The sequence below is a fragment of the Microbacterium sp. che218 genome (genome assembly GCF_040436305.1).
In the GTDB taxonomy this organism is placed as follows: domain Bacteria; phylum Actinomycetota; class Actinomycetes; order Actinomycetales; family Microbacteriaceae; genus Microbacterium; species Microbacterium algihabitans.
Window position 1 is genome coordinate 2264430 of sequence record NZ_AP031501.1, and the last position, 17851, is coordinate 2282280.

General features: G+C 71.5%; 20 protein-coding genes. 5 read left to right on the forward strand and 15 right to left on the reverse strand.

Annotated features, from left to right (window positions below; translation table 11 throughout):
- Positions 1-163: 163 nt before the first annotated feature.
- Both ABXS86_RS10680 and ABXS86_RS10685 read right to left on the reverse strand, forming a co-directional pair.
- Positions 164-1240: an alkene reductase gene (locus ABXS86_RS10680; RefSeq protein WP_353664425.1), complete on the reverse strand. Its 1077-nt coding sequence runs from the start codon at positions 1238-1240 to the stop codon at positions 164-166.
- Between the two features lie 79 nt (positions 1241-1319).
- Positions 1320-1925 (reverse strand): hypothetical protein, encoded by a 606-nt coding sequence (locus tag ABXS86_RS10685; protein WP_353664426.1) that lies wholly within the window; start codon positions 1923-1925, stop codon positions 1320-1322.
- A gap of 160 nt (positions 1926-2085) precedes the next feature.
- On the opposite strand from ABXS86_RS10685, the gene pdxH reads away from it, so the two are divergent.
- The 3 genes from pdxH to ABXS86_RS10700 all read left to right on the forward strand — a co-directional run bounded on the left by pdxH (position 2086) and on the right by ABXS86_RS10700 (position 4979).
- Complete coding sequence (pdxH, locus tag ABXS86_RS10690; RefSeq protein ID WP_353664427.1) at positions 2086-2727, forward strand: pyridoxamine 5'-phosphate oxidase; 642 nt, start codon at positions 2086-2088, stop codon at positions 2725-2727.
- Positions 2728-2783: 56 nt separating this feature from the next.
- Entirely contained in the window at positions 2784-3632 is an 849-nt protein-coding gene (locus ABXS86_RS10695; RefSeq protein WP_353664428.1) for a shikimate 5-dehydrogenase, read from the forward strand.
- A 189-nt stretch (positions 3633-3821) separates the two neighbouring features.
- Positions 3822-4979: a GTPase family protein gene (locus ABXS86_RS10700; protein WP_353664429.1), complete on the forward strand. Its 1158-nt coding sequence runs from the start codon at positions 3822-3824 to the stop codon at positions 4977-4979.
- Here the strand turns inward: ABXS86_RS10700 and nagA are convergent.
- The 8 genes from nagA to ABXS86_RS10740 form a co-directional block, all read right to left on the reverse strand.
- Positions 4966-6093, reverse strand: coding sequence for an N-acetylglucosamine-6-phosphate deacetylase (gene nagA, locus ABXS86_RS10705; RefSeq protein WP_353664430.1), 1128 nt, complete (start codon positions 6091-6093; stop codon positions 4966-4968). The two genes, ABXS86_RS10700 and nagA, sit on opposite strands and share 14 nt — an antisense overlap.
- Entirely contained in the window at positions 6090-6860 is a 771-nt protein-coding gene (locus ABXS86_RS10710) for a glucosamine-6-phosphate deaminase (protein ID WP_353664431.1), read from the reverse strand. The genes nagA and ABXS86_RS10710 overlap by 4 nt, the downstream gene beginning before the upstream one ends.
- Positions 6857-8674: a copper homeostasis protein CutC gene (locus ABXS86_RS10715; protein ID WP_353664432.1), complete on the reverse strand. Its 1818-nt coding sequence runs from the start codon at positions 8672-8674 to the stop codon at positions 6857-6859. The genes ABXS86_RS10710 and ABXS86_RS10715 overlap by 4 nt, the downstream gene beginning before the upstream one ends.
- Positions 8638-9645, reverse strand: a complete 1008-nt coding sequence (locus ABXS86_RS10720; protein ID WP_353664433.1) for an asparaginase — start codon at positions 9643-9645, stop codon at positions 8638-8640. The genes ABXS86_RS10715 and ABXS86_RS10720 overlap by 37 nt, the downstream gene beginning before the upstream one ends.
- A gap of 37 nt (positions 9646-9682) precedes the next feature.
- Positions 9683-10549, reverse strand: a complete 867-nt coding sequence (locus ABXS86_RS10725; RefSeq protein ID WP_353664434.1) for an amino acid ABC transporter permease — start codon at positions 10547-10549, stop codon at positions 9683-9685.
- The gene (locus tag ABXS86_RS10730; RefSeq protein ID WP_144831171.1) at positions 10546-11190 is read right to left on the reverse strand and encodes an amino acid ABC transporter permease; all 645 of its coding nucleotides are present in this window, start codon (positions 11188-11190) and stop codon (positions 10546-10548) included. The genes ABXS86_RS10725 and ABXS86_RS10730 overlap by 4 nt, the downstream gene beginning before the upstream one ends.
- 79 nt (positions 11191-11269) lie before the next feature.
- Positions 11270-12223: a glutamate ABC transporter substrate-binding protein gene (locus ABXS86_RS10735; protein WP_230703870.1), complete on the reverse strand. Its 954-nt coding sequence runs from the start codon at positions 12221-12223 to the stop codon at positions 11270-11272.
- Positions 12224-12284: 61 nt separating this feature from the next.
- Positions 12285-13055 carry an amino acid ABC transporter ATP-binding protein gene (locus ABXS86_RS10740; protein WP_353664435.1) on the reverse strand — a complete coding sequence of 257 codons (771 nt, stop codon included), beginning with the start codon at positions 13053-13055 and terminating at the stop codon, positions 12285-12287.
- Between the two features lie 150 nt (positions 13056-13205).
- On the opposite strand from ABXS86_RS10740, the gene ABXS86_RS10745 reads away from it, so the two are divergent.
- Complete coding sequence (locus tag ABXS86_RS10745; protein WP_307207440.1) at positions 13206-14393, forward strand: ROK family transcriptional regulator; 1188 nt, start codon at positions 13206-13208, stop codon at positions 14391-14393.
- 84 nt (positions 14394-14477) lie between these two features.
- On the opposite strand, the gene ABXS86_RS10750 is transcribed toward ABXS86_RS10745, so the two are convergent.
- From ABXS86_RS10750 to ABXS86_RS10765, 4 genes are read right to left on the reverse strand one after another with little or no spacing between them, the layout of a single operon-like run.
- A complete protein-coding gene (locus tag ABXS86_RS10750) occupies positions 14478-14888 on the reverse strand; it encodes a hypothetical protein (RefSeq protein ID WP_353664436.1) in 411 nt (136 codons plus the stop codon).
- The gene (locus ABXS86_RS10755) at positions 14864-15568 is read right to left on the reverse strand and encodes a hypothetical protein (protein ID WP_307207436.1); all 705 of its coding nucleotides are present in this window, start codon (positions 15566-15568) and stop codon (positions 14864-14866) included. Before ABXS86_RS10755 ends, ABXS86_RS10750 begins: the two co-directional genes overlap by 25 nt.
- Positions 15569-15578: 10 nt before the next feature.
- Positions 15579-15893 (reverse strand): hypothetical protein, encoded by a 315-nt coding sequence (locus ABXS86_RS10760; RefSeq protein ID WP_307207434.1) that lies wholly within the window; start codon positions 15891-15893, stop codon positions 15579-15581.
- 5 nt (positions 15894-15898) lie between these two features.
- Complete coding sequence (locus ABXS86_RS10765; RefSeq protein WP_353664437.1) at positions 15899-16660, reverse strand: hypothetical protein; 762 nt, start codon at positions 16658-16660, stop codon at positions 15899-15901.
- Between the two features lie 138 nt (positions 16661-16798).
- On the opposite strand from ABXS86_RS10765, the gene ABXS86_RS10770 reads away from it, so the two are divergent.
- The gene (locus ABXS86_RS10770) at positions 16799-17458 is read left to right on the forward strand and encodes a HEAT repeat domain-containing protein (RefSeq protein ID WP_353664438.1); all 660 of its coding nucleotides are present in this window, start codon (positions 16799-16801) and stop codon (positions 17456-17458) included.
- A gap of 13 nt (positions 17459-17471) precedes the next feature.
- On the opposite strand, the gene ABXS86_RS10775 is transcribed toward ABXS86_RS10770, so the two are convergent.
- Positions 17472-17843, reverse strand: a complete 372-nt coding sequence (locus tag ABXS86_RS10775) for a hypothetical protein (protein ID WP_353664439.1) — start codon at positions 17841-17843, stop codon at positions 17472-17474.
- Positions 17844-17851: the final 8 nt, after the last annotated feature.

The following is a 17851-nucleotide window of genomic DNA, read 5'->3' on the forward strand; positions in this document are numbered from 1 at the left end:
CGTTCGTCGGCCATCACCCGCAGGCGACACTCGGGAAAAAGCACAGTGGCCAGGGCCGGGGGCCCTTTGCTCGGACGGGTCACACTCCGTGCAACGCTACCGGCCCGTCGCATAGGAAAGGGCCCCGCGCGAACTGGTCGCGCGAGGCCCTGGCATCCGGAGATCAGTCCTGGAGGAACGGGTAGTCGGTGTATCCGTTCTCGCCGCCGCCGTAGACGGATGCCTGGTCGACCTCGTTCTCGTCGGCGCCCTTCTGCCAGCGGGTGACGAGGTCGGGGTTGGCGATCGCGGGGCGACCAACGGCGACCAGGTCGGCGATGTTCTCGTCGACGGCGGTGACGGCCTCGTCGCGCGTGGTCATGCGCGAGAAGCCGGAGTTGACGATGAAGGTGCCGCCGAAGGTGCGGCGGAGGTCTTGGATCAGGTCGCTCGCGGGGTCGGCGTGCAGCACGCTCAGGTATGCAAGACCCAGGGGAGCGAGGCCCGACACGAGCGCCTCGTAGGTGGCGCGGGTCTCGGCCTCGTCTTTCTCCCACACGTCCTGGATGTTGTGGGCGGGCGAGATGCGGATGCCGACGCGATCGGCCCCCACCTCGGCGACGACGGCGCGGGCGACCTCGATGACGAAGCGGGCGCGGGCCTCGGGGGATCCGCCGTATCCGTCGGTGCGCTGGTTGGAGGCGGGGGAGAGGAACTCGTGGAGGAGGTATCCGTTGGCGGAGTGCAGCTCGACGCCGTCGAGGCCGGCATCCACCGCGCGACGTGCAGCGGCGACGAACTCGTCGCGGACGGTGGCGAGCTCCTCGGTCTCGAGCGCGTGGGGCACGGGATAGGCGACCTTCGTGCCGTCGGCCAGGCGCGTGTCGCCCTCGATCGCGATCGCGGAGGGAGCGACGGTGCGGTCGGTTCCGGTGATGTCGGTGTGGGTGACGCGCCCACCGTTCATCAGCTGCATGAAGACGACGCCGCCCTCGGCGTGAACGGCGTCGGCCACCTTCGCCCAGCCCGCAGCCTGCTCCTCGGTCACGATGCCCGGCTGACCCGGGTACGCCCGCGACTCAGCGCTGGGGAACACGCCCTCGGTCACGAGCAGACCGATGCCGGCGCGCTGCGCGTAGTACTTCGCGACGATGGGTCCGGGAACGCCATCGGCGCCGGAGCGCAGGCGGGTCATCGGGGCGAGCGACACACGGTTGCGGACGCCGACACTGCCGACGGTGGTGGGGCTGAAAAGGCTCACGAAGGGGGTCCTCTCGTTCGTTTATAGGCCGAGAGTTCGCAACGGTCGTGGCTGCGGGTCTATTCCGGGATGCGCGGGTTCACGGGAAGACCAGAAGATCGCCCGGGTCGATGCGCGTCTCGCCGGGGATGACCGGCTCACCGTTCTTCGTCAGCTGGGCGGGATCGACCGTGAAGCGCTCGCCGATGGCGCCGAGCGAGTCGCCGGACCACACCATGTACGCCGACACGCGGCTGGTGTCGGCACCGGAGACGATCGGGTTTCCCTCCGCGCCGGTTCGACGGCCGAGGTCTACGCCGTCCGCGGGGGCCGGCATCACGATGAACCTGTTCGTCCGGTCAGTGGGGTCATAGTCGTGCTTCGCGGGGTCGTAGTACTCCACGCCGTCCGGCAGCACGTCGCCCGGTTCGCCGAAGGCCGAGCGGAAGCTGTTCGGACACCCCTCGGTGCCCTGGCAGCGGAAGCCCTCGGGGTAGATGATCCACGGGCGGGACTCCTGCGCCCAGGCGGGCAGCTCGGTGATCGGCGGAGTCGCGGTGGGGGTCGGCGCTGCGGAGGTCGGGGCTGCCACCTGATCGATGAGGGGAGGCGCATCGGATCGGGGGAAGCCCCAGATCGCGAGCACACAGACGCCCGCAACAGCGACCGCCGAGACGGCGAGGGTGATCTTCGCGGCGCGCTTCATGCGATCAGGCTCGCACAGCGGCATCCGGGATCAGAAACAGCGCGGGCAGGACGGCGCGAGCGGTCGTGGGGTGTGCGCGAACGGTCCGGATGCCAGCCCCGCCCCTCCGGCTCGCGCACCGCCATACGCTGGTGGCCCAGCCATCCACCGGAGGACCGCGATGACCGAGAACCCGCTCGCCCACCGCCTCGACTACACGCTCGCCGAGCTCGACGACGATGCCCTCTCGGCGTCGCCCCTCGCGCTGCTGCAGCAGTGGTTGACGGATGCTGCGGACCTGCCGGAACCGAACGCGATGGTCGTGTCGACGGTCGACGGCGAAGGGCGGCCCACCTCGCGCACCGTGCTGCTGCGCGGGGTCGACGACGACGGCGCGCTGTGGTTCTTCACCAACCGGGACTCGCGGAAGGGGCAGGCGCTGGCGGGGAATCCGGCGGTGTCGATCCTGTTCCCCTGGTACGCGCTGCAGCGTCAGGTGATCGTGCTCGGCACGGCGATGCCGCTGCCGCCCGAGCGCGACGACGCGTACTTCGCCTCGAGGCCGCGCGGATCTCAGCTGTCGGCCTGGGCGAGCCGCCAGTCGCAGCCGGTGGCATCCCGTGCCGAGCTCGAGGAGCAGATGGCGGAGGTGTCGGCGCGCTTCGCCGACGACGCGGTCGTGCCCAGGCCGCCGCACTGGGGCGGGTATCGGGTCGAGCCGCGCGAGATCGAGTTCTGGCAGGGGCGCCCGTCGCGGCTGCACGACCGGATCGTGTTCACGCGGGATGGGGACGGTTGGGCGGGGATGCGGCGGCAGCCGTGACCCACGCGTCATAAGAAGATGGACGCACGAGCCCGCGCACTGGAAGGCAGAAGCCGATGACCGAGACGAACCTCGCACCGCACCGCATCGACGCGCAGACCACGGTCTGCATCTCCGTGTCGGCACGCCCGACGAGCATCGGCACGCGCTTCCACAACTACCTCTACGCCGAGCTGGGGCTGAACTTCGTCTACAAGGCGTTCCGCACGACCGACATCGTCGGCTCCATCGCGGGGGTGCGGGCACTCGGCATCCGGGGATGCTCCGTCTCGATGCCCCACAAAGAGACCGTCGTTCCGCTCGTCGACACCCTCGAGCCGTCGGCCGCGGCGATCGGCAGCGTCAACACCATCGTGAACGACGACGGCGTGCTCACCGCGTCGAACACCGACTACCTCGCGATCGACGAGCTCATCGCCGACCACAACGTCGACCTCACCCGTCCCGTGATCCTGCACGGCTCGGGAGGCATGGCGAAGGCCATCGCCGCGGTGCTGCACGCTCGCGGTGCCGACCAGGTCACTGTTCTCTCGCGCAACGTCGACACCGGGGCCGCCCTCGCCCGTCAGTACGGGTTCGCCGCGGCATCCGAGCTGCCGACTGCCGCGGAGGCGACGCTCATCAACGCGACGCCGATCGGTATGAACGGGCCGCACGCCGACGCCCTCGCCTTTCCGCTCGAGCACATCCGGGCAGCTCCCGTGGTGATGGATGTCGTCGCCTTCCCGGCCGAGACCCCGCTGCTGGCGGCGGCTCGCGCCGCCGGAGCCGAGGTGATCGGCGGAGATGCGGTCATCGCGCTGCAGGCTGCGCGGCAGTTCGTCGCGTACACGGGCGTCGTGCCGACGGCCGATCAGGTCGCACGGGCGGCGAAGTATTCGCGGGAGACCGTGGCGGCGGGGTGAGGCGGGGGCCGCATCAGCCGCGGAGCTTCACGGGGGCTGGGCGGCGACCTCCCCAAACCTCCTCCCATGGCATCCGCCCCCGCACAAGGGGCAGCCCCCGAAAGCCTTCCGCGGAGCCCCGGCACGTAGATTCGATGCATCCGCATCCGCGGGTCTCGAGCTGAGTCATCTGCGGGGGACGGCGACACCATGGCGAAGAAGAAGGCCGACACACCCGACCTCGACGACAAGGCGTTCATCGAGGCGAGCTCCGCGGCCAAGTCGCGGTACGGCCGGTTCAACCTCGCGATCGTCGGCGCCTCGGGCGTGGGCAAGTCGTCGCTGGTCAACGCCGTGTTCGGCCGCGACTGGGCGAAGGTCGGGCGCGGCCTGCCGGTCACCCGCGGCGTGCACTTCTACAGCGATGACTCGCTCGGGATCTGGGACGTCGAAGGGTTCGAGATCGGGTCACCGGTCCCGCCCGACCAGCAGCTGCGCACTCACCTCGACGCCATCGCCGCTCACCCCGGCGATCACCAGATCTCGGTCGTCTGGTACTGCGTGCGGGCCGCCGACGACAGGCTGACTCCGGCCGACATCGCGATGATCCGCGAGCTCGACGCGCGGGGGCTGCCGGTGATCCTCGTGCTGACCAAGGTCGACTGGATCAAGAACCCGATCACGGGGCACCAGGGCGTCGCGAAGGACCTGGAGGCGTTCGTCGACTGGCTGAACGACCCGGTGGATCCGAACACCGGCGAGCGGCTGCGCATCCCGTACCGGCAGGTCATCCTCACCTCCACCCGCGACAAGAACGGGAAGGGGAAGGGGCACGGCCTCGGTGACCTTGTCACGGAGACCCTCGAACTCGCGCCCGAACGTGACAAGGACGCCTTTCGCATCGCACAGCGCCTCAACCTCCCGTGGAAGAGGGAGATGGCGCGGCCGATCATCGCCGCGGCGGCCGCAACGGCCGCGGGAGCGGCGACGGTTCCGCTTCCCGTCTCTGATGCGCTCACTCTGGCGCCGATTCAGCTCACGATGATGGGCCGCATCGCCGCGATCTACGACCTCGAGGTCAAGACGATGCTGTCGGCCGGAGCGCTCGCGCAGTTCGGCGTGCAGGTGGCGGGCCGTGCGCTCGCGACGAGCTTCCTCAAGCTCATCCCCGGCGCGGGAATCGTCGTGAACGCCGCGGTCGCCGGTGCCCTGACGGCGGCGACGGGCGAGAGCTGGCTCAAGATCTGCGAACTGCTGCACACCGGCAAGATCGACGTGCGCAAGCTCGACCAGGAGTGGGCCAAGTACGCCCCCAACTTCATGGACGTCGCGAAGAAGCTGCTCGAGCGGCGCGTCACGAAGCGCTGAGCCACACCCGCTGCGGCTGCCAGTCGGCGTTCCACGCGACGAGGTCGGCGCGCATGCCGGGCTCGAGGAGCCCGCGCGTCGCCGCGCCCAGCGCCACGGCGGGAACGGCCGTCGCCGCGCCCACGGCATCCGAAGCACTCAGGCCCAGGTCGACGATGGCCGTGCGGACCGCGCGATCGAGCGTGAGGGTGGAACCGGCAATCGTGACGCCGTCGTCGAGCAGCGCGCGGCCCTCGACCACCCGCACGTCGAGGTCGCCCAAGCGGTAGTCGCCATCGGCGTGGGCGGCGGCGGCCATGGCATCCGTGATCAATGCCACCCGCTGCGGCGCCGCGGTCAGCAGCATGCGGGCGACCGCGGGATGCACGTGCACCCCGTCGAGGATCAGCTCGAGCGTCACGCGCTCGTCGTCGAGGGCGGCGGGCACGGGCCCGGGCAGGCGGTGGCCGATCGCGGGCATCGCGTTGAGCGCGTGCGTGAGCAGGGTCGCCCCGCGGGCGATCGCCTCGCGCGTGAGGGCGTAGTCGGCCTCGGTGTGCCCGAGGGCGATGCGGATGCCGCGCTCCGCGAAGAGCGGGATCGCGTCGAGCGCCCCGGGCAGTTCGGGTGCGAGCGTGACCTGGCGGATCAGGCCGGGTTCGGCGGACAGCACGAGGTCGACAAAGCGCTCGTCGGGCAGCGCGAGGGCTGTGGGATCGTGCGCTCCGCGCCGCGCGGGCGAGAGGCAGGGACCCTCGAGGTGGGCGCCGAGGATGCCGGGATCGGACCGGCGCGCGACCTCGACCCCGTCGAGCTGACGGCGCAGGACGTCGAGGGGGGAGGACACGAGGCTCACGAGCGTGGCCGTGGTGCCGTGGCGACGGTGCGCGGCGACGCCGGCCGCGATGGCATCCGCCCCGTCGTCGAAGGCATGCCCGCCGCCGCCGTGCACGTGCAGGTCGATCAGACCGGGGGTGAGTGTCGCCCCGTCGAGGTCGATGTGCTCGTCGGCCTGCGGGGCCGGTCCGGAGCCCACCGCGGCGATCAGCCCGTCGCGCACCTGCACCCACGCCCCGCGCAGGTCGCGCCGGGCGTCGACCACCCGGGCGCCGGTGAGCAGCAGGTCGGCGCTCATGCCGTCGCGATCTCGCGGTGATCCCAGGCGAAGCGGTAGTAGTCGCGGTGCTCGAGCCGGGCGGCTGCGGCCTCGTCGACGATGACCACGGCCCGGCGGTGCAGCTGGATGGCGGATGCCGGGCACGACGAGGTCAGCGGACCCTCGACCGCCGCCGCGACGGCGGGGGCCTTCGTCTCGCCGAACGCGAGCAGCACGAGCACCCGCGCGTCGAGGATCGTGCCGATGCCCTGCGTGAGGCAGTGCGTGGGGACGTCGTCGATGCTCGGGAAGAACCGCGCGTTGTCGGCCCGGGTCGCGGGCGTGAGCGCCTTGAGACGCGTGCGCGAGGCGAGCGAGGAGCCCGGCTCGTTGAAGCCGATGTGCCCGGTGCGGCCGATGCCGAGGATCTGCAGGTCGATCCCGCCGGCGTCGGCGATCGCGGCCTCGTAGCGCTCGCCGGCCTCGGCCAGCGGGCCCTCGTCGTCGCCCGGCACCCGCACGCGGGACGGGTCGAGACCGAGGGGCGCGACGATGTCGCGATCGACAACGGCGCGATAGCTCTCGGGGTGTCCGGCGGGGAGCCCGACGTACTCGTCGAGGGCGAAGCCGCGCACGGCCGACAGGTCGAGCGAGCGCTCGGCCAGCGCCGACCACACCGGCAGGGGAGTGGAGCCGGTCGCCAGGCCCAGCGTCGGCTCGTCGCGCGTCGCCAGTGCGGCGACGATGAGGTCGGCGGCGATACGGCCGGCCTCGGCGTGCGTCTTCACGATCGCGATCTCGGTCATGCGCGGGCCTCCTCTGCGGTCGGGGCGGTTGCGGATGCCGCGGGCTCAGCCAGGATGACAGGCGCGACCCACGAACGGGTGACCTCGGCGCGCTGTGCGGCATCGAACGCGAGCATGGCGGCCCCGATGCGGCCGGCGTGGGTGCCGAGGGCCGCGGTCTCGAGACGCGGGACCGGACGCCACACGAGGGCGGCCGCGAGGCGCTCGCGCAGGGGCTCGACGAACGAGGGCCCGGCCTGCGCGACGCCCCCGCCGAGCACGATCACCTCGGGATCGACGAGCAGCGTGAGGGTCGCCAAGCCCGTCGCGAGGGCGTCCAGGCCCTCGACCCAGACGCGCGCGGCGATCGGGTCGGTGTCGATGCGGGCGATGATGGCCGCGGCATCCGGAGTCTCGACGAGCATCTCGTCGCCCACCTCGGCGCTCGCCGCGGCGTAGCGACGGGCGAGGCCGGCTCCCGAGAAGTAGACCTCGAGGCATCCGCGCTGGCCGCACGTGCAGAGTTCGCCGCCCGGGACGACCGGGATGTGGCCCAGTTCGCCCGCTCCGGCAATGGCTCCCTCGAGCGCGCGCCCGTCGGAGGTGATCGCGGCAGCGACTCCCGTGCCGATCGCCGCGAACACGACGTCGCGCGAGCCGGCGGCGGCGCCGAACGCCGACTCGGCCGCTCCCGCCGCGCGCACGTCGTGGTCGACGGCGACGGGGATGCCCACGGCGTCGGACAGGATCTGCGCCAGGGGAACGTCTCTCCAGCCGAGGCTCGAGGCGTAGTGCACGGTGCCGGTGGCGGTGTCGATGAGGCCGGGGCTCACGACGCCCGCCCCCACGACAGCGCGGCCCTCGGCCGAACCCGCGGCGACGAGCTCGCGCAGCAGGTCGGCGATGCGCGAGACGGTCTCGGCGCCCGAGCCGGTCGCGACGGACGAGCTGTGCAGCACCCGCCCGTCGGCGTCGACCAGCGCACCCTTGGCCGAGGTGCCGCCGATGTCGACGGCGATCGCGGCGGGGAGCGTCGCGCGCGAGCGCTCGGCGACGGCACGGACGGTGTCGCGGATCAGCGACTCGTCGGTCTCGAGGAATCCGCGGTCGGTCGCGACCTGCGCGCGCACGTGCACCTCGCGGGCGCCCGTGCTCTCGAGCAACGCCGCGACGTTGTGGGCTCGGACCGAGCCGCCGGCGAGCACCGTCGGCATCCGCGAGCCCTCCGACCGGGCGCGCAGGGCCGTGAGCACGTCGGCGCCTTCAGTTGCGGTCGCCGCCCCACCCGAGGTCAGCACGCGCACGACACCGTGGTGGGCGAGCGTCTCGTACGCCTCGAACAGGTCGGCGGTGTCGTCGAAGGCCTTGTGGAAGGTGATCGGCACGTCGCCGGCGGCCGCGCGGATCGCGTCGAGGGCCTGCTCGTCGATGCGCCCGTCGGCGGTGAGGGCGCCGAACACGATGCCCACTGCCACGCTGCTCTCACGGGCGAGGGCCGCGATGGCGGCAGCATCGGCGGCCATCACGCGCAGCTCGTCGGCCGAGTAGACGAAGTCGCCGCCGCGCGAGCGCACCATGATCTGCACACCCACGCGCTCCACCGAGGCGAGCACCGCCCGGATCATGCCCAGACTGGGCGTCGTTCCGCCCTCGAGCAGATCGGCGCAGAGCTCGACGCGATCGGCCCCCGCCCGCTCGGCGGCCAGGACTCCGGTGAGGTCGTCGACGCAGATCTCGACGAGGGCGCGGGCCCCGGCCGGGGTGTTCTCGATGACGGATGCCGACTCGGCGGCCATGCTCACGGTGCGGCGCTCGCGGCGGGGGCGTCGAGCCACGCGCGCACGTCGCCGCCCACCTGGATCGAGCCGACCGGAACGCCGCCGCCGAGGATCGGCAGGTCGACCAGGTCGCCCGCGCTCGAGATGTCGGCGCCGAGCGCCTCGAGCACCGTGAGGGCGACGAGGGTGGTGGCACGCGGGTTGCCGTCGAGGATCTTCATCGACACGGCCGCACCGTCGGCGGTCGCCATGCCGATGACGCCCTCGGCGCCGCCCTTCGACAGCAGACCCGGAACCCGCAGCATCGCGTCGGTGTTGGCGTGATGATCGCCACCGACGAAACGGGGGTGGGTGCGCATGGCATCCGCCACTCTGCGCTCCGGCGTGCCGGGCTCGGCCGTGACGAGGGCGCGGAAGAGGCGGGCGATCCCGAGGGGAGAGACGCTGAACAGCGGAGCGCCGCAGCCGTCGACCGCGTCGTGCGCGACCGTCTCGCCCGACAGGCGCTCGAGCGTCGCACGCACGAGCTGCTGCAGGGGGTGGGCGGGGTCGAGGTAGGTCGCGGTGTCCCACTCGTTGACCGCGCAGGCCAGCAGCATCGCGGCGTGCTTGCCCGAGCAGTTCATGCGCACGCGGGACCGCTGCTCGCCGTCGCGGATCAGTCGCTCGCGCGTCGGCTCGTCTTCGGGCCAGTCGACGGGGCAGCCGAGGGCCGCGTCGTCGAGGCCCGCGCGCGTGAGCATCTCGCGCACCACCTCGACGTGCACGTCTTCGCCGGTGTGGCTGCCCGCGGCGATCGCGAGCTCGGCGCCGTCGATGTCGGCCCCGGCGATCAGGCACGCGAGGGCCTGCACGGGCTTGACGGTGGAGCGGGGCAGGATCTGCTCGCCACTGCCGGTCTGCCACGCGACGGAGCCGTCGGCGGCCAGGGCCGCGATCGAGCCGAGGTGACGGCTCTCGACGACACCCGAGCGGATGACGACGGCCAGATCGGCTAGCGGAGCGGGAACGGGGGGAAGAGAAGTCACGGGGAGTTCTTTCGGTGCCGGGGTGGAAACGGGCGGATCAGCGGTCGACGGGAGCGTTCGGCGTGGTGAGCCCCGCGGGGGCGACCTTGGCGGGAGCCGCGAGACTGCGGCGACCGGGGCGCTTCTGCAGGCGGGCCGCGAGACCCGAGAGGCTGCCGTTGAGGGCGAGGAAGATCGCGGTGACGACCACGAACGTCTGGATGAGCAGGCCGTTGAAGGTCGACAGCACCTGACCGCGGTAGAGCAGCTCGGTGAAGGCGACGATGTAGCCGAGCGAGGTGTCCTTCAACAGGCTCACCAGCTGCACGACCAGCGAGGGGGCGACGAAGCGCAGCGCCTGCGGCAGCACGACCTTGCGGTCGACCTGCCAGCGGGTCATGCCGAGGCTGAGACCGGCCTCGGCCTGGCCGCGGGGGAGGGCGAGCACGCCGGCGCGGATGATCTCGGCGAACGCGGCCGAGTTGGCCAGGGTCAGCGGGATGACGAGCTTCCACAGCACCGGGAAGTTGAGCCCGAGCTGGGGCAGGCCGAAGAGCATGAGGTAGATCAGCAGCAGCACGGGGACCGTGCGGGCGATCTCGATGTAGGCGGTGCAGAACCAGCTGACCCAGCCGACGCGGCTGAGGCGGCCGAGCGCGAGCAGCAGGCCCAGCACGAAGCCGAGCACCGCCGTGAGGGCCCCGGCCTGCAGCGTGCCGAGCAGGCCGACGCCGAGGTACTCCCAGATCGCGATGTCGAGGAAGGGTGCCCAGCGGTCGGCGTCGAGCTGGCCCTTCGACGCGAACTGCATCAGCGCGAGCACGATCAGGCCCACGATGACGACGGCGCTGAGGATCGACCAGAGCAGGATGCGGCGCCGGGCGCGGGGCCCGGGCTCGTCGTAGAGCGAGAGGGTGGCGGTCATCGGCGGATCCTCAACTTCTTCTCGAGACGGCCGGCGGAGAGCCCGATCGCGAGGGCGAGCACCATGTAGATCAGACCCGCCGCGGTGAAGATCAGGATGGGCTGGGCCTGCACCAGGTTGAGCTTGTTCGCGGCGCTCGTCAGCTCGACCACGCCCACGGCCGCGGCGAGGGCGGTGTTCATGGTGAGGGCGATCATGACGTTGCCGATCGGCTGGATCGCCGCCCGGAGCGACTGGGGGATCACGAGCACCCGCAGGGTCTGGCCCAGCGAGAAGCCCAGCGCGCGGCTGGCCTCGATCTCGCCGCGGCTCACGGTGTTCACCCCGCTGCGCACGGCCTCGGCGACGTACGCCGCTTCGTACAGCGTGAGCACGATGATCGCCGTCGGCGTCAGGGGCAGCAAGAACCCGGCATCCGGCAACGCGAACACGGCGAGCACGAGCAGCACCAGCAGCGGGACGTTGACGAAGAACTGCACGTAGGCGAACGCCGCCCAGCGCAGCACCGGCACGGGGCTGATGCGCGCCGCGGTGACGAGCGTGCCGAGCACGATCGACCCGACACCCGCCGACACGGCGAGCAGGATCGTCGTTCCGAGCGCTTGCGCGATCGGCCCGGCGCTGGAGGCGAAGAAGTCCATGGGGTCCTCGGGTCAGCGGATGAACGAGAAGGAGACCGGCGCCCGCCATGTGCGGGACGGGCGCCGGTCGGTCAGCGGCTCAGGAGCCGGGGACACTGCCGATCGCGGGGGGAGTCGGAGCGTTCGACTCGACGGCCTCGCCGAGCGTGGCCTCCCAGATCTTGGCCCACGAGCCGTCGTCCTGGATCTTGGTCAGCCAGTCGTTGATGAACGACTTGAACTGCGCGTCATCCTTCTTCAGGCCGATGCCGTAGGCCTCGGTGGTGAAGGGCTGGCCGACGACCTTGATGCTCTTGTCGTCGATCGCGTGGCTGGCCAGCAGCGTGAAGTCCTGCACGTACGCGTCGCCGCGGCCCTGGGTGAGGGCCTGCAGGGCCTGCGGGTCGGTGGCGAAGCTCACGATGTTCGCGGTCGGCTGCTTCTCGGGCACGGCCGTGACGGCGGGGGTGTTCGCGCCGACGATGACGGTCTTGCCGCCGAGGTCGTCGATGCCGTTGATGTCGGTGTTGTCGCTGCGCACGGCGACGGCCAGACCCGACTCGAGGTAGGGACCGGCGAAGTCGACCTGCTCGGCACGCTGCTCGGTGATCGTGTAGGTGTTGAACACCACGTCGACGGTGCCGTTGGCGAGCAGGGCCTCGCGGGTCTCGGAGGCCGGCGGCACGATCTCGACGCTGGGCTTTCCGAGGATGTAGATCGCGAGCATCTTGGCCAGGTCGGCGTCGAAGCCCTCGACGTCGTCGGGGTTGGTCGGGTCCTGCTGCGAGAGCAGCGGAGCGTCGAGCGCCTCGGCGACGATGAGCTTTCCGCGCTCCTTGATCTTCGCCATGGTCGAGTCGGGGATGAGGGCCGCGGCGTCGGCGACGGGCGCGTTGGAGTAGACCTCGTCGAGGCTGCTGGCGTTGGCCGAGGCGCTCGGGTCGGAACCGGGGACGGCCGCGGTGCCGGACGAGCACGCGGCAAGGGATGCGACCGTGGCCGCGGACGCCAAGAGGACGAGGCCTCGGCGAAGGATCGAGCGAGAGGAGATCACGGGTACTGCCTTTCGTTTGCTGGTGCGTGCGGAACGAGCCGCGTCGGGGGTGGGGAGGATGTCAGTGGGCGAGGATCTTCGACAGGAACGCCCGAGCGCGATCGCTCTCGGCGTGGGTGAAGAAGCGCTCGGGGGTGGTGTCTTCGACGATGCGGCCGTCGTCCATGAAGATGACGCGGTCGGCGGCGCGGCGGGCGAAGCCCATCTCGTGCGTGACGACGACCATCGTCATGCCCTCTTCGGCGAGCGAGGTGATCACGTCGAGCACCTCGCTGACCATCTCGGGGTCGAGGGCCGAGGTCGGCTCGTCGAAGAGCATGAGCTTCGGCTTCATCGCCAGCGCACGGGCGATGGCGGCGCGCTGCTGCTGACCGCCGCTGAGCTCGCCGGGGAAGCGGTCGGCCTTGTCGGCGATGCCGACGCGCTCGAGCAGGGCGAGACCCTCGTCGCGGGCCTTCTTCTGCGACACCTTCGACACGATGCGCGGGGCCAGGGCGACGTTGTCGAGCACGGTGCGGTGCGCGAAGAGGTTGAACGACTGGAACACCATTCCCACCTCGGCGCGGAGGTTCGCGAGGGCCCGACCCTCGCTCGGCAGCGGGACGCCGTCGATGGTGATGGTGCCCGAGGTGATGGTCTCGAGGCGGTTGAGGCAGCGGCACAGCGTGGACTTGCCCGAGCCCGAGGGGCCGACGATGACGACGACCTCGCCGCGGGCGATGTCGAGGTCGATGTCTTTGAGCACGTGGTGGTCGCCGAAGTGCTTCTGCACCTCGCGGACCGCGACGAGGGGCGCGGAGACGGGGGCTGCGGGGGACGCGGGCGTCGACACGGGCGTGGATCCTTCCCGCGGACTCGCCGCGATGTCGGTACAGCCGACGCGGGGAGGTGATTTCCGCGTCGTTGGTGAAATCAAACTAACGAGGCCATGTTACAGAGATAATTCGACACAGATACTCCAACTTTGGACTATGGTGGGGGTGTGCAGCCTCATCCCGTCGCCCTGCCGTCGTTCAGCCCGCAGACTCTCGTGGTGCTGACCCCCCTGCGCACGGGAGCGGCCCGCTCGCGCGCCGAGCTCGCCGCGCACACCGGCCTCTCACCCTCGACCGTGACCGCGCGCATCGATCCGCTGATCGCCGCGGGCGTCGTCGTCGAAGACGGCTCCGACGACTCGAGAGGCGGTCGCCGCCCCCGCCGCCTGGCCGTTCGCGGCGGCCTCGGCACAGTCGGCAGCATCGACCTCGGCGTCGAGCGCAGCACGATCGGCCTCGTCGACTACGCCGGCACCGCCCTCGCGCACCACCACCTCGTGCTGGATCTGGCGGAGGGTCCGGATGCCGTGCTCCGCCGCGTCGCCGACGAACTCGCCGCGCTGGTGCAGGCGAAGGGCACGCCCCCGCTGACGGGCGCCGCAATCGCCCTGCCCGGCCCGGTGTCGGCCGAGACCGGCCGACTCGTCGCCCCCTCGCGCATGCCCGGGTGGCACGACGTCGACGTCGCGGCGCTTCTCGCCGCCACCCTCGGTGTTCCCGCGATCGCCGGCAACGACGCCAACTGCATGGCCGTCGGCGAGCTCGTCGGGGGAGACCCCGACGCCCGCAACCAGGTCTTCATCAAGGCGGGCACGGGCATCGGTTCGGGCGTGATCGCCGACGGGCAGCTCTACACCGGCCGCAGCGGCGCCGCCGGCGACATCAGCCACGTCACCGTGCCGGGGGCCGCCCCCGTGCCGTGCTCGTGCGGACGCGTCGGCTGCCTCGACGCCGTCGCGAGCGGCTCGGCCCTCACCCGCGCCGCGCAAGACGCGGGGCGCGACGTGTCGGACGTCGAGACCGTGATCGACCTCGCCCGCACCGGCGACGCGCTCGCCACGGGCCTGCTGCGCGAGGCCGGCAGCATGACCGGCGGCGTGCTCGCCACGATTGTCAACTTCTTCACCCCCGACCGGCTCGTGGTCGGCGGCTCGCTCAGTGCGTCCGACGTGTTCATCGCCGCGATCAAGTCGAAGCTCTGGGCCGACTGCCTGCCGATGGCCACCGAGAACCTCGAGGTCGCCGTTCCGCGCCACCCGCGCGTCGGCGGCATCCTCGGTGCCTCGCGCCTGTTCCTCGACGCCGCGTTCGGCGCGGAGTCGGCGCGCGCGGCGCTCCGGCTCGCGACGCACTGAGCCGCGGTCGGCGCGAGCCCGCGGACGACACGGTCGAGCCGCTCCCGCACGCGCGCGATCGCCGCGCCGGCGGCATCCGCCCCCTCAGCCCCGACGGGTCGCCGCGGCCTGACCGATCAAGAACACCGCGAGGGCGGCAGCGGCGATCGAGAACGCGAGAGCCGCCGCGCTCATCAGCTCGGTGTCACCGGTCGCCGACGTGGTCGACGCCCCCACGATCAGCGTGACCACGATTCCGACGGCCGCGACGACGAGGGCCGCGAGACGCCCCGCTCGCGCGCCCCGGGCCGCGATGAGCCCCAGGATCGCGAGGACCACGAGCGTCGCGCCCGCGACGAGGAACACCGCCGTCGAGGCTCCGAGTACCAAAAAACCGATACCCAGGAGCGCCACGATCGGCATGACGATGTACGCGAACACGCGCGCCCGACCGGAGCGGTCGACGGGCGCGGCCCCGGATGCCGACACGCTCAGCCCGTGACGATCTCGGGCCACGTCTGCACACCCGAGAACGACTTCTGCATGGTGTCGCGCGCGCTCGCCGTCTGGGCGTACAGGTTCACGGTGGCCGCCCCGATGGCGACGAGTCCCGTCACGATCGCACCGATCGCGGTGGGGGGAACGGCCGGGAGACCCAGGATCGAGATGGCCTCGCCGGTGGCGAGAGCGACACCGGCGATGGCGGCGATGATCGCGAAGCCCACGGCTCCCCAGAAGATCGCGATGGCGTTGCGCATCGTCACCAACGCCGCGGCGATGTTGCTCGCGTAGTCGGTGTCGATCGACTTCATGGCGTCGCGCTGCGACGGCATCGACTGTCGGTACTGGTCGGCGCCCGAGCCCGCCCAGGTGTCGTCGACCCGCAGGTCGCTGTCGTCGATCTCGCGCGTCTGGTTCATCATCACGCCGCCCGCTTCGCGCCAGCCACCCGCGGCCCCGTCGAGCATGAACGGGTTGCCGACGTACGAGAGCTTGTCGGTGAACCAGTTCCAGAACTCCTGCATCTTCTCCAGGAACTGGTTCCAGAGCGTCTGCACGCGGTCCACCACCCACGAGAACACCTCGGGTACGTGCGAGAGCACGCGGTTCACCGCGTCGGTGAGGCGCTGCACTCCGTCTTCCATGCGACGGAGCAGGTCGTTGATCTGCTGGCTGATGTCGGCAGCGGCATCCATCGTTCTCCCCTTACTTCTCTTCCCAGATGCCCGCGAGATCGCTCTGGGTCTGGGTCTCGTTCGTCTCGAAGTCGTTCTTGATGGCGCGCAGCGCGTTCGCCGTACCGGTGGCCTGCGTCTCGGCGTCCGCCAGCAGCGTCAGCACCTTCGCGTGCGCCTCGAGGTACACGTCACCCGCGTCGAGGCCCGCGAACGAGAACGCGCCGCGGTAGATGTCGATGCCGGCCACCTTGGAGTGGGCGCCGTTGATGCTCGTGGCGATGGAGTCCCACCGGGTCGCATCCGACCCGAGCGCCTCGTAGGCGACGTTGATCTGGTCATTCATGGCGGTCACGCTCCTCGCGGATCGGTGATGAAGGGGTCGTCGTGGCCCGCCAGGTAGCGGCCGAACGCCGACGGGTCGTCGAGCATGCGTCCGATGCCCGCCAGCGGCGTGCCCTGGAAGGGGTTGGTGGGCAGCAGTGAGGTGGCCTGCGCGGAGGCGGCGGAGATGGCCTCGTTCACCTCGCGCGAGATCTCGTTCGGGCCGGCGTACTCGAGCCACCGCTCGTCGAGCGTGAGCTCCACCAGCGTGCGCCCGCGCATGGTCGCGCGCACGTGCTCAGGGACGCTGGTGCCGGAGTGCGGGGCCGAGCTGCGCGCGGCGATGGTCTGCACGGTCTCGTCGATTCCGCCGACCATCGTGTCGAGCATCGCCGTCAAGCGGTTGAGCATCGCCGTGCCGTCGAGGTCGTCGCCCGCGCGCTCGAGCTCGATCTGCGCCTGGCCGACCGGGGTGTCCCCCAGCGGTGGTGTCGGGCGGTTGCGCGGAGTGGCCTGCTCCGCGGCGTCGGCGAACTGCTCGAGCCGGCGGGTCGCGAGAGTGGTCAGTACCTGCATGATCGCGGGGCCGAGCGCGTTCGGCTCGTAGGAGCGTCGCCAGCCGTCGTTCACGGTGATCGTGGGCGTGTCGGCGACGACCTCGACCTCGATGCTCCCCGAATCATCGCCGGCCGACTGCGCGGTCGCCGCGGCGGCTCCTGCTTCGAAGCGTTGGGCGTCGGCGTCGATGCCGTCGCGGAGTTCGTACAGGCGTTCCGTGTCGTCCGTCATTGCGCTTCTTCCGGGGGAAAAGAGTGGGGCGAGTACCGCGACCCCGACCTTAAAGGCCCGACCGGAGGCGGATCAACCCCTGGCAGGCGGCCCCGATCGTCCCCCTCTCATGAAACGCTGGATGCGAAGGGGGCCACAATGACCGACTCGACGCCCGCCGACCGGCTGCGCGCCGCCCTCGCGCTGCCCGACTCGTCGGCCCGTCTGCAGACCGCGCTCGCCGCCGGCACCCGGCCCGATGACAGCTACATCGTCGAGCTCGTCGCCCGGTGCGCCGTGGAGTCCGATTTCTTCGTGCGCGACATGCTCACGTGGGCGCTCACCCGCCATGACCCTGCGCGGGTCGTGCAGGCTCTGCTGCCCGAGGTGACCTCCGAGATCCCGCAGGCGCGGAGTCAGTCGCTGCACACCCTGTCGAAGATCGGCCACCCCGCGGCGTACGCGGCGATCACCCCGGCCGTGCTGCGCGATCGGCACCCCGAGGTGGCGCGGGCGGCCTGGCGCACGGCATCCGGACTCGTTCCCGACGACGCACACGAGGCCCTCGCCGACGAGCTCTCGACCCAGTTCGGCCGCGGCGACCACGACACCCAGCGCAGCCTCAGCCGCGCGTTCGCGGCGATCGGTTTCCGCGCCGAGCCGGCCGTCGAGCGCGCCGCGGCCTCTCCGTACGACGTGGTCAGCGCGCACGCCCGAGCGACCGCGATCGTGATGGATGATCCGGATGCCGACTTCGCCGAGGCTGCCGTCGAGGCGCGGCGCCTCGTCGCGCAGCGCGCGCTGCCCGTCGCGGAGTAGACGCCCCGCGGACTCACGTCGCGCGATGCGCGGCGCGCGCAACGGCGGTCACGACGAACAGCGCGAGCGCGAGGAGCGGCAGGATCCCGAACAGCATGGTGACCGCGCCTCCGCCGTCGCTCGGCAGCTGCGTGAACGCCGACACCGCGCACGCCGCGGCACCGACCAGCGTGACGGCGAAGGCGATCCAGCGGATGGCCAGCGAATCGACGAAGGCCGCGACGACTAGCAGCACGGTCAGGAGCGCGAGGGTCAGTCCGCCGTAGAGGAGCGCCGCGAAACCGAGCCCCAGCACGATGTAGCCGACGCTGAGGGCCGCGAACACCACCGCGGTCGCGATCGAGAAGACGCGCGCGCGCCGTGCGGGACGGACCGGTTCCACCATGACGATTC

What these genes read in the sequence shown, in the direction of transcription:
- ABXS86_RS10685 (WP_353664426.1), bottom strand. Translation starts at nt 1,925, where the DNA reads ATGAAGCGCGCCGCGAAGATCACCCTCGCCGTCTCGGCGGTCGCTGTT.
- pdxH (WP_353664427.1), top strand. Translation starts at nt 2,086, where the DNA reads ATGACCGAGAACCCGCTCGCCCACCGCCTCGACTACACGCTCGCCGAG.
- ABXS86_RS10695 (WP_353664428.1), top strand. Translation starts at nt 2,784, where the DNA reads ATGACCGAGACGAACCTCGCACCGCACCGCATCGACGCGCAGACCACG.
- ABXS86_RS10700 (WP_353664429.1), top strand. Translation starts at nt 3,822, where the DNA reads ATGGCGAAGAAGAAGGCCGACACACCCGACCTCGACGACAAGGCGTTC.
- nagA (WP_353664430.1), bottom strand. Translation starts at nt 6,093, where the DNA reads ATGAGCGCCGACCTGCTGCTCACCGGCGCCCGGGTGGTCGACGCCCGG.
- ABXS86_RS10710 (WP_353664431.1), bottom strand. Translation starts at nt 6,860, where the DNA reads ATGACCGAGATCGCGATCGTGAAGACGCACGCCGAGGCCGGCCGTATC.
- ABXS86_RS10725 (WP_353664434.1), bottom strand. Translation starts at nt 10,549, where the DNA reads ATGACCGCCACCCTCTCGCTCTACGACGAGCCCGGGCCCCGCGCCCGG.
- ABXS86_RS10730 (WP_144831171.1), bottom strand. Translation starts at nt 11,190, where the DNA reads ATGGACTTCTTCGCCTCCAGCGCCGGGCCGATCGCGCAAGCGCTCGGA.
- ABXS86_RS10755 (WP_307207436.1), bottom strand. Translation starts at nt 15,568, where the DNA reads ATGGATGCCGCTGCCGACATCAGCCAGCAGATCAACGACCTGCTCCGT.
- ABXS86_RS10760 (WP_307207434.1), bottom strand. Translation starts at nt 15,893, where the DNA reads ATGAATGACCAGATCAACGTCGCCTACGAGGCGCTCGGGTCGGATGCG.
- ABXS86_RS10765 (WP_353664437.1), bottom strand. Translation starts at nt 16,660, where the DNA reads ATGACGGACGACACGGAACGCCTGTACGAACTCCGCGACGGCATCGAC.
- ABXS86_RS10770 (WP_353664438.1), top strand. Translation starts at nt 16,799, where the DNA reads ATGACCGACTCGACGCCCGCCGACCGGCTGCGCGCCGCCCTCGCGCTG.
- ABXS86_RS10775 (WP_353664439.1), bottom strand. Translation starts at nt 17,843, where the DNA reads ATGGTGGAACCGGTCCGTCCCGCACGGCGCGCGCGCGTCTTCTCGATC.